The organism is Streptomyces lancefieldiae (assembly GCF_031845825.1).
Lineage (GTDB): Bacteria > Actinomycetota > Actinomycetes > Streptomycetales > Streptomycetaceae > Streptomyces > Streptomyces lancefieldiae.
The window spans coordinates 238,894-252,889 of sequence record NZ_JAVRFH010000007.1 but is presented as its reverse complement, the minus strand read 5'-3'; the positions used below and the strand labels follow the sequence as shown (position 1 = coordinate 252,889).

Below are 13,996 nucleotides of genomic sequence, written 5' to 3'. Positions count from 1 at the left end.
TGACGCGGCCCACGCCATGACCGGCCCACATCAACGAAAGGACACAGGATGTCTCTGCTCGAACTTCAGGAAATGGAACTGTCCACCGAGTCCTCGGAGGAGACCGTGCTCGGCAGTGGTCAGAGCCAGCACTGCTCGGACGCCAGCTGGGTCTTCTGCTGATCCAGGTGGACGAAGCCTGTGGACTCCGCAGGCTGAGAGCACCTGACGCGGCTGCCAAGCCGTGAACGAATCCGGTCGGCGGGTGGGGCAATCATCCGCCGGCCGGATCATCCGCCCAGGACGCCCGTGGCACTCGTGCAAGGAGCGCGCCCCATTGACCGTGAGTCAGCCGCTGAAAAGTGTATCGCAGGCCCCGGGGCGTGCGGCAGACCGCATTCTGCTGCGCACCGCACGCAGGTGCGGCGCCTGGACCGCCGTCCTGCTCGTCACGGCCACCGTCTCGACCGTGGCGCAGATCCTTTTTCCGGCCCTCCTGGGCGGGGCTCTGGACCACGCGCTGGACGGCGGTGGCGCGGGCCGGTGGGTGATCGGCTGCCTGGTGGCCGTGGTCGCCATGGCCACCGCCGATGCGATGTTCGAACTGGCTGCCGGAGTGAGCGCCGCTCGGGGCACAGCCGACCTGCGGCGCTCGATGCTGGGGCCCCTGCTCTCGTGGACCGGACCGGTCGCGCCCCGCGCGTCCGTTGGTGACCTGGTGAGCCGCGTGGTGGGCGCTGCGGGGGAGGCGGGCGCTGTGGCTGCCGTACTCGTCCGCGCGGTACTGTCGGCCGTGCCGGCCGTCGGCAGTGTCATCGCCCTCTGGCTCATCGACCCCTGGCTCGCCGGCACGTTTCTGCTGGGCTTTCCCGCCGTCGTCGTTCTCCTGCGCGCGTTCACCCGGCAGATCTCCGATGTGTCCATCCGGTACCAGAAGGCCCAAGGACACCTCGCCACGGCCCTGTTGGAGGCTCTCGCGGGACGCCGCACCATCGCCGCGGCGGGTACGACCGAGGCCGAGACCCGTCGGGTGCTGCGCGCGCTTCCCGAACTCAACCGGCTGGGGCACGGCATGTGGCGGGCGCAGACCAGCGTCGTCGGCCGGTCCGCCCTGCTCACCCCGCTGCTGGAGATAGGGGTCCTGTCCGTGGCGGGCTTCGGCCTCGCCGCCGGCCGTATCACCGCGGGCGAGATGCTGGCCGCCGCGCAGTACGTGGCCATCGGCAGCGGTATCGGCATGACGACGATGCTGCTGGGCAGGCTGGGCAGAGCGCGGGCCGGCGCCGAACGGGTCCGGGGCGTCCTGGCGCAACCCCTCATGGAGTATGGCGACGAACTGCTGCCACCGGGCCCGGGCAACCTGGAGCTCCGGGGCGTACGAGTGGTCGCTGGGAGCGAACGGGTCCTGGACGGAGTCGATCTGACGGTTCCCGGAGGCTCGTGCGTGGCGCTCGTCGGCAGGTCGGGCTCGGGTAAGTCGCTGCTCGCCGCGGTCGCCGGACGGCTGGCGGACCCGGACGCCGGGACCGTCGTCCTCGACGGCGTGCCGCTGCGCCGGCTGACCCACCTCGACCTGCGGTCCGCTGTGGCCTACGCCTTCGAACGGCCGGTGCTCTTCGGCGAGACGCTCGGCGACGCGATCGCACACGGCACCGGCCGGCCGGCCGGTCTGGTACCGACCGAGCGGATCGTGCGCGCGGCCCGCGCGGCCGACGTCGACGGCTTTGTCCGGCGGCTCCCGGACGAATACCTGACCGCGTCCGCGGAAGCGGCCCTGTCCGGAGGAGAGATACAGCGCATCGGCCTGGCCCGGGCCTTCGTGCACTCCGGTCGGCTGCTCATCCTCGACGACGCCACCTCCAGCCTGGACACGGTCACCGAACACCACATCAGCCGGGCTCTCACCGGAAGACTGCACGACCGGACCCGCGTCGTCGTCGCCCATCGCGCGGCCACCGCGGCCCGCGCGGACACCGTCGCATGGCTCGACGGCGGGCGGGTGCGCCGGGTCGGCCCGCACCGCGAACTGTGGCGCACGGAACCGGAGTACCGGCGGGTCTTTCGCGGCGCCGACTCCGTCGATGAGGTGCCGACGTGAGCGCGGGACCACCGAACGAGGCGCTGCTCCCCCTTCTCGTGGCTCCTCTGCGGGCACGCCCCGGCCGTCTGCTCAGATTGGTCTTGTGGTCCCTGGTCGAAGCCGTTCCCGCGTTGCTCGCCGGCCACGTCGTGGCCCTGGCGGTCGACCGCGGTTTCGCGGCGGGACACCCACTGCGAGGACTGGCCTGGCTCGCGCTGATGGGGCTCGGCGTCTTCGCCGGAACCTGGGCAACACGGCAGGCTTACCCTCTGCTCGCCGAGGTGGTCGAGCCGTTCCGGGACGATCTCGTGCGCCAGGTGGCCCAGGGCTCCCTGCGCCAGGCCGTGTCCGGACGTTCCGTCGACGCGTCGGGCGTCTCCCGGCTCACCCTCCAGGTCGAGATGGTGCGCGAGGCCTACGCGGGCGTGCTCATGGTCGTACGCGGCTTCCTCCTGACCGTGGGCGGTGCCCTGATCGGCATGGTGTTTCTCGCGCCACTGGTCCTGCTGCTCGTCGCACCACCCCTCCTGGCGGGTCTCGCTCTCTTCCTGGTGCTGCTCCGCCGCATGGCCACCGCCCAGCGGGACGTCATCGTCGCGGACGAACGCGTCGCGGAAACGGTCGGCGCCGCGTGCGCGGCCGTCCGGGACATCGCGGCCTGCGGGGCGGAGAGCGGCGTACGCGACCATCTGGCGGAGCGCATCGACGCCCAGGCGGCCGCGAGTCGGCGACTCGCGGCCCTGATGCCGGCCCGTGTGCTGTGCCTGGTTGTCGCGGGTTGGCTGCCCCTGCTGCTTCTGCTGGTGGCCGCCCCCGGGCTGCGTGCCGGTGGGCTGTCCACCGGTGCCGTGCTGGGAGCGGTGACGTATGTGATGAGCGGCCTGCAACCGGCGGTTCGTTCGCTCATCCAGGGGCTGGGCGGCAGCGGCCTGCGTCTTGCGGTGGCGCTGCGCCGCATCCGGGCGGCGTACCCGCCGCCGTCTCCCCAGCCCGGACCGAAGGAGGACTCCGCCCGTACCCTTCCTCAGCCGCGTACGACGGCCCCGACCGCCTACGACGTCGCACTCACTGCCGTCACCTTCGCCTATGGCGTGGGGGCCGACCCGGTGTTCCGGGACCTCGACCTCACCTTGCCCGAGGGCGGACATCTCGCGGTCGTCGGCCCGAGCGGCATCGGCAAGTCCACGCTGGCCGGGCTGATCAGCGGAACACTGGAGCCGGAAAGTGGCCAGATCCGCCTCGGCGGCCACCCCCCGGGCGCTCTTCCCCCGGAGGCTCTCTCCGCCCGTCGCGTCCTCGTCCCCCAGGAGGCGTACGTGTTCTCGGGCAGTCTCATGGACAACCTGCGCTATCTGCGGCCCGACGCCTGTGAGGACGAGGTGGTGGCAGCCGTGGAAGCGGTGGGGGCAGCCCCGCTCGTCACCCGGCTCGGTGGGATCGGCACCCTGATCGATCCCGCCACGCTGTCGTCGGGCGAGCGCCAGCAGATCGCGCTGGTCCGCGCGTACCTGTCACCGGCCCCCCTCGTCGTGCTGGACGAGGCGACCTGCCACCTTGACCCCGCTGCCGAGGCACGTGCGGAGGAGGCGTTCACTCGGCGGCCCGGATCACTCGTCGTGGTCGCCCACCGCATCAGTTCCGCGCTTCGCGCCCGGCACGTCCTCGTCCTGGACGGCAGCCGGGTGGTGAGCGGCGCCCACCAGGAGGTGCTGGAACGCTCGCCTCTCTACCGCGACCTGGTGGGGTACTGGAGCGACGACGACGAACTGTCGGAGACCGGTGCGGGGAACGAGGAGGTGCCCGTCGGCAACGACGTGGTGGTCAGAGCCAACCTGCCTCGGTCGCGATCCTGATCGCGTCCACCCGGCCCCGCGCCTGCGTCTTGGCCACGGTGGACGCCAGATGGTTACGCACCGTCCCGACCGAGATATAGAGCTGCGCGGCCACTTCCCGCGTCGAGGCCCCTTGCGCCGTCAGCCGCAGCACCGACACCTCACGGGGGGTCAGCGGATTGTCCGTCGCCGTCGCAGCAGCGAGCGCCAATTCAGGGTCGACCACCCGATGGCCCTGCGCCACCTGACGAATGTCCTCCGCGAGACGTGAGGTCGGTGCGTCCTTGCGGACGAATCCGACGACCCTGGCCGCCAGCGCGCGGCGCAGGTGATCCGGCCGTGCCACGCTGGTCAGCAGGAGCGTGCGGCAGGAGGGCAACTTGGCCTGCAGTTCCACGGCGGCCGTGATCCCGTCCATGCCGGGCAGGTCGATGTCGAGCACCGCCACGTCCGGCGGTGTGCGGAGCGCGGTGGGGACGATGAGATCACCGTGGTCGACCGCCGCCACGATGTCGATGTCGGGTTCCTGGCTCAGCAGCGCGGTCAGCGCCTGACGGATCAACGGAGCGTCCTCGGCCAGAAGCACCCGAATGCGAGCAGCGCTCCCCGTTCTGTCGCCGTCGGCTCGTCCTTCCAGCACGCTCACGGCCCCCCTTGTTGATCGCCCACGCTCCACCCAATGACAAATGACACAGAAGAGAGGTACAAGGAGTAAACCAGCCACAGGGGCATCACAAACGTGATGGATTCGGTTACTCAGCTTGAACCCGTGATGACACTCCGACGTTTCAGCCGAAGTTCGCGGCAGTACGGGCGTCACCCGTACTGCCGTACGGGTGACGTCGATCAACCGGTGGCCGAGGCCGGACCCCCTGTCCGGTTCATCCGACGACCGCGGCCCGCACGCACAGCACGTCCGGCAGGTGGGAGGCCAACTGGCGCCAGCTGTCGCCGTCGTCGGCCGACGCGAACACCTCGCCGTTGCGGTTGCCGAAGTACACGCCCGTCCGGTCCGCGTCGTCGGTGGACAGCGCGTCGCGCAGCACCGTGCCGTAGTGGTCCTCCCGGGGCAGCCCCGCCGTGAGCGGCTCCCAGTTCTTGCCCGCGTCCGCCGTGCGGAAGACCCGGCAGCGCCGGTCGGCCGGGACGCGGTCCGCGTCGGCGTTGATCGGGAAGACGTACGCCGTGTCGCCGCGGTGCGGATGGGCGGCCACCGCGAAGCCGAACGTGGACGGCAGCCCCGCACCGATGTCCGTCCAGTGCGCGCCGGCGTCGTCGCTGCGGTACACGCCCCAGTGGTTCTGCAGGTACAGCCGGTCCGGCGTCGCCGCGTCCCGCGCCACCTTGTGCACGCACTGGCCGAACTCCGGGTTGGGGTCCGGCAGGAACACCGCGGAGACCCCGGAGTTGGACGGGGCCCAGCTCGCTCCGCCGTCAGCTGTGCGGAACACGCCCGCCGCCGAGACGGCGACCGTCACCGACCGCGGGTCCCGCTGGTCGGTGAGGACGGTGTGCAGCCCCTCGCCGCCGCCGCCCGGAACCCACTGGGACCGCGTGGGGTGCTCCCAGAGGGGGCGGACCAGCTCGAAGGTCTCGCCGCGGTCCTCCGAGCGGTACAACGCGGCCGGTTCCGTGCCCGCGTACACCACGTCCGGCTCCGCGGCGGACGGGTGCAGCTGCCACACCCGCTCCAGCGAAGCACCCGTCTCCTTGGGGAACTTGACGGCCGGTGCGCTCGGTTCGGTCCAGGTCCGGCCCAGGTCGTCGGAGTGGAACACCGACGGCCCCCAGTGCGCGCTGTCACCGCCGGCCAGCAGCCGCGGGGTGTCCCGGCGGGTGTCGAGGGCGACCGAGTAGACGGCCTGTGCGTTGAAGTAGGGACTCTCGTCGAACTCCCAGGTGCCACCCCGCCGGCGCCCGATGAACAGACCCTTGCGGGTGCCCACGGCGAGCAGTACCTCGGTCATGCCGATCACCTCCGCGACGTCGTCGTCGACGCCTTCGACTCGGACACCGGCCAGTCTGCACCCAGGCACTGACAGTCACCTCCGGAAAGCGCTTCGCCGCAGGTCAGAGCGGCGAGGCCCCCTCTGCGCGTCAACTCCCACCCGGCAGCGCACGCTCCAGGGCGCCGCCGAGGCCGACCGGACAGGTCCGGGCGCGGGACGCCCGGACCTGACGCGACGGGGATCTCCCGTACCTCACGCGTGCGTCACTTGTAGGTGATGTCGGACGACGCGTACTTGCAGTGCGTACCGTCGGGGCCGGAGCCGTTCGAGTCCGGCTCGTCGCCGTCGTCGTTGCCGATGTACTTCTGGCACGGGACGATCTTCTTGCTGCTGTCCCCGATGATCGTGATGTTGCGCAGGGTCGCGCTGTCGCCGTAGTTGGTGTTGATCCCGGCGAGCCGGCTGCCCTTCCAGGTCACCTCGACGGTGTTGAGGTTGATCGTCCGCTTGTACTGCGTGGAGCAGTTGCCGCAGGAGCGGACGAAGGTGCCGAAGTTCTTGACGGCGAAGTTGGAGACGTTCAGCGTGCCGGCGCCGTTGAACTGGAACACCTTGTCACTGGCTTCCTTCGCGCCGCCGCCGGAGACGGTGTAGACGTTCGACGACGAGGAGCCCCGGAAGGTCGCCGCGTCCTCGCCGACGTCCTCCCACCAGACGTTCTGGAGGGTGCAGCTGCCCTTGCAGTGGATGCCGTCCGCGGCCGGGGCACCGATGATCACGTTCTTGACGACGGCGCCGGGGGCCAACTCCAGGATCGGGCCCTGGTCCTCGTCCTGGCCGCCGGAGCCGAGGTCGCCGGTGCCGTAGAGGCGCTGCATCCCGTAGTCCTTGGTGCCGGAGACCGAGATGGTGGAGGAGACTCCCTGGCTGCCGTTGGGGGTCGGCCAGGTGGCGGCGTGCGCCGACGAGGTCCCGGTGGTCATGACCATGCCAACCGAGAGCCCGAGGGCGGCCAGCGCGCCGGTCACTGCGCGGTGCCGCGCCCGGGGGCGTGTCGCAGCAGTCATGTTCTGATCCCTTCCGTAGGGAGTGGGGGTTGGAACGGAACATGTACATGAACGTTGTACTTCAGCATGATCGATGCCGCGAACGCGGAAGGGCGCATGTGGGGCCTTGGCGACCTACCGCGCTCGCGACGGTCATGCTGATGAACGGACCGTAGAGGGCAAGCGCTTTCTAGTCAACGCTTTGCGCGCTGCGCCGTCTCACACGGCCCATCCGTACTGGTCCGGCATCCGGACCCCGGCGCCCAGTTCCCGGGCCGCATGCTGGGCCCAGGACGGGTTGCGCAGCAGCTCGCGGCCCAGCAGCACCGCGTCGGCCTCGCCGTTGGCCAGGATCTTCTCGGCCTGCTCCACATCGGTGATCAGGCCGACGGCGGCGACCGGCAGCGCGGTGTCGGCCTTCACGCGTGCGGCGAACGGGACCTGGTAGCCGGGCCCGGTCGGGATCCGGACGCGGGGGGCGTTGCCGCCGGTGGAGACGTCGAGGAGGTCGATGCCGTGGGCCCGGAGGTCGCGGGCGAGGCGGACGGTGTCGTCGGGCGTCCAGCCGCCGTCCTCCAGCCAGTCGGTCGCCGAGACGCGGAAGAACAGCGGCTTGTCGTCGGGCCACACCTCCCGCACGGCGTCGACGACCTCCAGGGCGAACCGGGCCCGGTTCTCGTACGAGCCGCCGTAGGCGTCGGTGCGGTGGTTGGAGTGCGGCGACAGGAACTCGTGGATCAGGTAGCCGTGGGCGCCGTGGATCTCGACGATCTCGAAACCGGCGGCGAGGGCCCGGCGCGCGGCGTCCGCGAACTGGCCGACGACCTCCTGGATCTGCCCGACGGTCAGCTCGGTCGGCACGGGGTGGCGTTCGTCGAAGGCGAGGACGCTCGGGGCCAGCGGCTGCCAGCCGTGCGCGTCCGGGCCCACGGGTGCCCCGCCCTTCCAGGGCTGTGCGGTCGACGCCTTGCGGCCCGCGTGGGCGAGCTGGACCGCCGGAACCGTGCCCTGCGACCGCAGGAAGCCCGTGATCCGGCGGAACGCCTCGACCTGCGTGTCGTTCCACAGGCCGAGGTCCTGCGGGGAGATGCGGCCTTCCGGGGACACCCCGGTGGCCTCGACGACGATCAGGCCGGTGCCGCCCACCGCGCGTGCGCCGTAGTGCGCGAAGTGCCAGTCGCCGGGGACGCCCGCCGACGGGCCCTCCGGTGCGGCGGAGTACTGGCACATCGGCGGCATCCAGATCCGGTTCCCGATCGTGGTTTCACGCAGTTGGAGAGGCTGGAAGAGGGCGCTCATGGGGCTGCTCCCTTGGTCGCGGCAGGACGGAACGGCTCGTACGATAACTCTCGTAGTACGGCAGGTGTCAAACTACGATGTCCTTCGTACAATGCAGAGGCCCTCCTGAACGGTGGGACCCTCCCGACGAACCGGAGCCGCCGTGACCCCCGCCACCACTGCCGCCGGCACCCGCGACCTGCCGCACCCGGCGCGCGAGGAGATCCGCCTGGAGGGCGTGCTGCACGCGCTCTCCGATCCGGTGCGCCTGCGGATCGTGCGGGATCTCGCCGCCGACAGCGACGAGCTCTTCGCCTGCTCCTACTTCGACCTGCCGGTCACCAAGTCCACCACCACGCATCACTTCCGGGTACTGCGCGAGTGCGGGGTGATCCGGCAGACCTACCGGGGCACGGCCAAGATGAACGGGCTGCGCAGGCAGGACCTGGACGCCCTGTTTCCCGGGCTGCTGGACGCGCTCCTGGCCGCCGCCGGCCGCCAGGCAGCGCGTCTCGGCACCGACTGACCGGACTCGGCGGCCCGTCGCTCAGCGGGCCGCGGTCCGCGCCGCCGCCAGCAGCGACTCCCAGTCGGGCAGCTTCACCACGCCCCGTCCCAGCGAGGCGCCGTGCTCCGCCTCGGCCCGCTCGATGGCCCGCCACCCGGCCCACTCGACCGGCTCGGCACCCTCGGCGCGCAGCTGCCCGAGAGGATCCGCGGGGACGTCTGCGCGTACGAGCGCGGCGGCGTCCGCAAGCAGGGACGTCACCGTCTCCTTCGCGCAGGGGCGGTTGGTGCCGATGACGCCGGTCGGGCCCCGCTTGATCCAGCCGGCCACGTACTCGCCGGGGGCGACGACGCCCTCGCGCAGGACGCGCCCCGCCCGATGCGGCACGGTGCCGCTCACCGCGTCGAACGGCAGCCCCTCCAGCGGCACGCCGCGGTATCCCACCGACCGCAGCACCAGTTGGGCCTCGATCTCCTCGTGCCGCCCGGTGCCCGTCACGCCGCCGTGCCCGTCCGGCACCGTCCGTTCGAAGCGCACGGCCCGTACGCGTCCGTCGCCGCCCGCCGACAGTTCCACCGGGCGCAGGAAGAAGCGCAGCCGGATCCGGCGGGCGGCCCCCGCCGGGGGCCGCCCGGCCCACCCGCGCAGCACCTCCACATTGCGGCGCAGCGGTCCGGGCAGCCCGGCCGGGTCCCGGTACGCCGGGTCCAGTACCGGCTCCGCCGGGTCCACCAGGACGGCGGTGCCCGGCAGGGTGCCCAGCTCACGCAGCTCCTTGGTGGTGAAGCGGGCCTGCGAGGGGCCGCGTCGGCCCACCAGGTGCACGTCCGCCACCCGGCTCGCGGCGAGCGCGTCCAGCGCCGCCTGCGGCATGTCGGTGCCGCGCAGCTCGGCCGCACCCCGGACCAGCATCCGCGCCACGTCGACGGCGACATTGCCCACGCCGATCACGACCGCCGACCGCGCCCCGCGCAGGAACCCGTCGTCCAGGGCGTCCGGATGGGCGCTGTACCAGGACACGAACTCGGTCGCCGACCAGCTGCCCGGCAGGTCCTCGCCGGGGATGCCCAGGCGCCGGTCGGTGGCGGCGCCCACGCAGTACACCACCGCGTGGTACAGCTCCCGCAGTCGCGTGGACGGCACGCCGCCGGGGCCGACCGGGACGCCGCCGAGGAACCGCACCCGCTCGTTCTCCAGGACCGTACGCAGGGTGCTCTGCAGCGACTTGATCTTCTCGTGGTCCGGCGCCACGCCGTACCGCACCAGCCCGTACGGGCACGGCAGACGGTCCAGGACGTCGACGTGCGCCTCGGGGCTGAGCTGGACGAGGCTCTGAGCGGTGTAGCACCCGCTCGGCCCCGAGCCGACGACGGCGACACGCAGCACGGCGGTACTCCTTGTCCGGGGACCCGCCGGAGGATCGGAGGCGGGGGGGCGGGAGGATCGGGAGGTCGGGAGGATCCGTGGTCGGAAGGTGGCGGGAAGCCGCTGGTGGTTCCAGCATCCCACCGCCCCCGCTCCGCTGACAGGGTGCCGCGCGCGGTGAACGGCGCGTGTTCTGGTCGGATGAAATGTGATCGTGCGGTTACGTTGCGTGTGTGCTCGAAGCATCCTTCGTTGATCGTTCTCTTCAGCTTTCCGACCGCTGTCCGGACGACGGTGCGATGTCCGTGCGGCACACCTGGGTGGTGCGCGAGGGTGGCACCACCACCTCGTGGTTCGACGTCCGGCTGACGTTCACCGACGGCGCCCGGGTGGACGCGCTCGCCGTGCTGTCCGGGGACGGCATCCGGGTCGAGGACGTACGCGCCAAGCCGCCCCTGTCCCTCGACGATCTGGCGGTCCTCGCCGACTGGCTGGAGAACCCGCTCTTCGAGGCCTGCGTGCCGCACTCCGAGGGCTCCGCACGGGCGACACCGCGGCGGGGCCGCCCCGCGTGGCCGCGCGGCAGGGAGGGGTGCCGGCTCGCCGCGCAGGAGTACCGGGCGGCCCGGGAGGAGGGAGCCGACCCGGTGCTCGCCGTGATGCGCCTGACCGGGCACAGCCGGCGCAAGTCGCTCAGGCTGATCGGGCAGGCGCGCGACGAGGGCTTCCTGACCCCGCGTCGCGCCCGGCGCTGAGCGGCCGCGGGACGTCCGTCACCGCATCCGTCACAGCATCCCGTGCATGCGGGAGATCTCGCTGGTCTGCTGGGCGACCACGTCGTCGGCCATCTCCTCGATCCGCACGTTGTTGCCCTGCGACTTCACGTCCGTGGCCATGGTGATCGCGCCCTCGTGGTGAGTGATCATCAGCGTGAGGAAGAGCTGATCGAAGGCTTTGCCCTTCGCCGCGCGGAGCTTCTCGAGCTGTGCCGCCGTGGCCATCCCCGGCATCGCGGCGTGGTCGTGCCCGCCGCCCGTCTCCTGCTCGCCGTGGGACTTCAGCCAGCCCCGCATCGCCGTGATCTCCGGGCCCTGCGCGGCGGCGATCCGTTCGGCGAGTTTCCTGACCTTGCCGGACTCGGCGTGCTCCGGGACGAGTTCGGTCATCTCCAGCGCCTGGGCGTGGTGCTGGATCATCATGCGTGCGTAGGAGACGTCCGCCGAGTTGGGGGAGTCGTCGTCGGCGCGCTGCTTCTGGGCGTCCTCGGCGGACAGCGTCCGGTTGCCCTCGCCCGGCTTGCCCGGAGCGAGCACCGAAGGCCCGGCGGCGGACGCCGACCCGGTGTCCGAACCGGAGTCGCAGGCGCCGAGCCCGAGCACGGCCAGCGCGGTCAGCGAGGCGGTGACGAGCGCAGCGCGGGTCGACGAGGGGCGAAAGGGCACAACGACCTCCTGTGGCTGGGAGTATCCCCTCTGGGAGGGATGCGGGACACCTCGTGAGTGCCATGACCGTCCTAGCACGCTTCCGTGCGTCAGTGATCAAAAAACTTCATTGCGTGTTTGTTGCCCCCTGTTGGTATGAGCATGGCGAAGACGATACTGCGTGGTGCGTGAACCGTTCCGAAGGGAACGGACGCAGGGAGGAAACAGTGATCCTGTCGAACGACCCGCGAACGCGGCGCAGACGTCTGGGAGTCGCGGCTGCCGCCGCGGGGCTCCTGTCCGCGCTGCTGACAGCCGGCCCGGCCATGGCGACCCCCGACCCGGGAGACGGTCCCGTCACGTCGAAGGAGGTGTCCGGGAGTGCGCGCGCCGATGTGCGCGAGGCCATCGAGAGCGGGGAGATACCCGGCCAGGACGAGATAGTCCACTCCGACAACATCGAGCACCTGGCCAACATCCCCAAGGACGTGCTGCCCGGCACCAACTCGGACCTGGCCTTCCAGGGTCGGTACGCCTTCGCCGGCAACTACGACGGCTTCCGCATCTTCGACATCAGCAACCCGAAGAAGCCGAAGACCGTCGCCCAGGTGCTGTGTCCCGGTTCGCAGAACGACATCTCCGTCTCCGGGGACCTGCTGTTCCTGTCGACCGACTCCTCGCGCAGCGACAGCAGTTGCAACAGCACCACGCAGCCGGCGACGGAGAAGTCCTCCTGGGAGGGCATGAAGGTCTTCGACATCAGCGACAAGCGCAACCCGAAGTACGTCGCCGCCGTCGAGACCGCCTGCGGCTCGCACACCCACACGCTGGTGCCCGAGCGCAAGGACGTCTACGTCTACGTCTCCTCGTACTCGCCGAACGCCGCCTACCCCGACTGCCGGCCGCCGCACGACGGGATCTCCGTCATCAAGGTGCCCCGCAAGGCCCCCGAGCGGGCGGCCGTCGTGAACTTCCCGGTGCTGTTCCCCGGTGAGGGTGCGGACGGCGGCGGCAACCCGGGCGGTCCCACCAACCCGGGCGTCTCCAAGACCACCGGCTGCCACGACATCACGGTCCTGCCCTCGAAGGACCTGGCCGCGGGCGCCTGCATGGGTGACGGCATCCTGTTCTCCATCAAGGACCCGGAGCGCCCGAAGGTCATCGACCGGGTGCAGGACAACGTCAACTTCGCGTTCTGGCACTCGGCGACCTTCAACCAGGACACGAACAAGGTCGTCTTCACCGACGAGCTGGGCGGCGGCGGTGCCGCCACCTGCAACGCGGAGATCGGCCCGAACCGCGGCGCCGACGGCATCTACGACATCGTCGGCAAGGGCGACCACCGCAAGCTGGTCTTCCGCAGCTACTTCAAGATCCCCCGCCACCAGGCGGACACCGAGAACTGCGTGGCCCACAACGGCTCGCTGATCCCGGTCGAGGGACGGGACATCATGGTCCAGGCCTGGTACCAGGGCGGCATCTCCGTCTGGGACTTCACCGACTCCTCGCGCCCCAAGGAGATCGCCTACTTCGAGCGCGGCCCGCTGTCCACGGACGGCCTCGCCAGCGGCGGTTCCTGGTCGGCGTACTACTACAACGGCTACATCTACTCGAACGACATGGCCAAGGGCTTCGACGTCCTCAAGCTGAACGACCGGCGCACCGACCCGGCCAAGCGGGTCCACCTGCGCGAGCTCAACGTGCAGACTCAGCCGGACTACTTCGACTGATCGGGCACGCCGGTCGCGAAGAACCGCGACAGGTCGGTGTCGCACTCCGTCCCGTCGGGCGCCTCGGCGTCCGGCGGGACGCCCCGCTCCCACTCCAGCCGGTAGCGCCTGAACAACTCGGCGCGCAGCACCGGTACGGGCATCGGCACACCCGGCACCAGGGCCGCGAAGACGGCGCCCATCAGCAGCGCGCGCAGCATCGGGTAGTCACGGTCGACGTCCGACGAGCCCTGCCGGGCCACCGTGTCCCGCAGCAGCTCCGCGAGACGACGCTGCTCCGGGCACGGCACGAAGCCCTCGGCCTGCAGGAGGCCCGCCATGTGCTGGCGCATGAGCACCGGCCGGTCCCGGGCCAGGCCCAGGATCGCGTCGATGGCCCGGGCCATCCGCTCCGGGCCCTCCACGGTGTGCGGCTCGCGCTCCAGGGCCTCCTCCAGCGTGCGGTGCATCAGCCGGTGGACTGCGGACTGCACGAGCTGGCGCTTGCCGGGGAAGTAGTACGAGACCAGGCCGCGTGCCGAGCCCGCGCGGTCGGCGATGTCGCCCAGCGTGGTCGCGTCGTACCCGCGCTCGCCGACCAGCTCCACGGCGGCCTGCAGGAGCCGCTCCTTCGAACGTCTCCGCAACTCTTCATTGACCGAGGCGCTGCGCGGGGACATGCTGTACTCCTGCGTTGACTGGCTGCCGGCCAACTATACTCGGCGCAGGCGGACGGACCCCAGGGTCCGGTCCGGCCACCGTCTGCTTCGGGCGACACGGGGGATCGTCCGAGGCGGACGGTCAGCCTCGCTGGTTGCCTCGGGCGACG

12 protein-coding genes are annotated in these 13,996 nt (G+C 71.2%); 5 read left to right on the top strand and 7 right to left on the bottom strand.

Annotated features, from left to right (window positions below; all coding sequences use genetic code 11):
* The first annotated feature begins 322 nt into the window (after positions 1-322).
* Both RM812_RS09990 and RM812_RS09985 read left to right on the top strand, forming a co-directional pair.
* The gene (locus RM812_RS09990; protein WP_311572094.1) at positions 323-2,077 is read left to right on the top strand and encodes an ABC transporter ATP-binding protein; all 1,755 of its coding nucleotides are present in this window, start codon (positions 323-325) and stop codon (positions 2,075-2,077) included.
* A complete protein-coding gene (locus tag RM812_RS09985) occupies positions 2,074-3,912 on the top strand; it encodes an ABC transporter ATP-binding protein (RefSeq protein WP_311572067.1) in 1,839 nt (612 codons plus the stop codon). Before RM812_RS09990 ends, RM812_RS09985 begins: the two co-directional genes overlap by 4 nt.
* Here the strand turns inward: RM812_RS09985 and RM812_RS09980 are convergent.
* The 4 genes from RM812_RS09980 to RM812_RS09965 all read right to left on the bottom strand — a co-directional run bounded on the left by RM812_RS09980 (position 3,881) and on the right by RM812_RS09965 (position 8,185).
* Positions 3,881-4,531: a response regulator gene (locus tag RM812_RS09980; RefSeq protein ID WP_394816437.1), complete on the bottom strand. Its 651-nt coding sequence runs from the start codon at positions 4,529-4,531 to the stop codon at positions 3,881-3,883. The genes RM812_RS09985 and RM812_RS09980 overlap by 32 nt on opposite strands.
* Before the next feature lie 241 nt (positions 4,532-4,772).
* On the bottom strand, positions 4,773-5,927 hold the full coding sequence (locus RM812_RS09975) for a WD40/YVTN/BNR-like repeat-containing protein (protein WP_311572065.1): 1,155 nt from the start codon (positions 5,925-5,927) through the stop codon (positions 4,773-4,775).
* 176 nt (positions 5,928-6,103) lie between these two features.
* A complete protein-coding gene (locus RM812_RS09970) occupies positions 6,104-6,907 on the bottom strand; it encodes a pectate lyase (RefSeq protein WP_311572064.1) in 804 nt (267 codons plus the stop codon).
* A gap of 198 nt (positions 6,908-7,105) precedes the next feature.
* Positions 7,106-8,185, bottom strand: a complete 1,080-nt coding sequence (locus tag RM812_RS09965) for an NADH:flavin oxidoreductase/NADH oxidase (protein WP_311572063.1) — start codon at positions 8,183-8,185, stop codon at positions 7,106-7,108.
* Between the two features lie 142 nt (positions 8,186-8,327).
* On the opposite strand from RM812_RS09965, the gene RM812_RS09960 reads away from it, so the two are divergent.
* Positions 8,328-8,690 carry an ArsR/SmtB family transcription factor gene (locus tag RM812_RS09960; RefSeq protein WP_311572062.1) on the top strand — a complete coding sequence of 121 codons (363 nt, stop codon included), beginning with the start codon at positions 8,328-8,330 and terminating at the stop codon, positions 8,688-8,690.
* Between the two features lie 21 nt (positions 8,691-8,711).
* Here RM812_RS09960 and RM812_RS09955 read toward each other — a convergent pair whose 3' ends face one another.
* Positions 8,712-10,058 (bottom strand): FAD-dependent oxidoreductase, encoded by a 1,347-nt coding sequence (locus RM812_RS09955; protein ID WP_311572061.1) that lies wholly within the window; start codon positions 10,056-10,058, stop codon positions 8,712-8,714.
* A 278-nt stretch (positions 10,059-10,336) separates the two neighbouring features.
* Between RM812_RS09955 and RM812_RS09950 the strand changes: the two genes are divergently transcribed.
* On the top strand, positions 10,337-10,792 hold the full coding sequence (locus RM812_RS09950; RefSeq protein WP_311572060.1) for a DUF6214 family protein: 456 nt from the start codon (positions 10,337-10,339) through the stop codon (positions 10,790-10,792).
* 30 nt (positions 10,793-10,822) lie between these two features.
* Here the strand turns inward: RM812_RS09950 and RM812_RS09945 are convergent, their stop codons facing one another.
* Positions 10,823-11,479 (bottom strand): DUF305 domain-containing protein, encoded by a 657-nt coding sequence (locus tag RM812_RS09945; protein WP_311572059.1) that lies wholly within the window; start codon positions 11,477-11,479, stop codon positions 10,823-10,825.
* A 206-nt stretch (positions 11,480-11,685) separates the two neighbouring features.
* On the opposite strand from RM812_RS09945, the gene RM812_RS09940 reads away from it, so the two are divergent.
* Positions 11,686-13,188 carry an LVIVD repeat-containing protein gene (locus tag RM812_RS09940; RefSeq protein WP_311572058.1) on the top strand — a complete coding sequence of 501 codons (1,503 nt, stop codon included), beginning with the start codon at positions 11,686-11,688 and terminating at the stop codon, positions 13,186-13,188.
* Here the strand turns inward: RM812_RS09940 and RM812_RS09935 are convergent.
* Entirely contained in the window at positions 13,176-13,847 is a 672-nt protein-coding gene (locus tag RM812_RS09935) for a TetR/AcrR family transcriptional regulator (RefSeq protein ID WP_311572057.1), read from the bottom strand. The genes RM812_RS09940 and RM812_RS09935 overlap by 13 nt on opposite strands.
* Between the last annotated feature and the right edge of the window lie 149 nt (positions 13,848-13,996).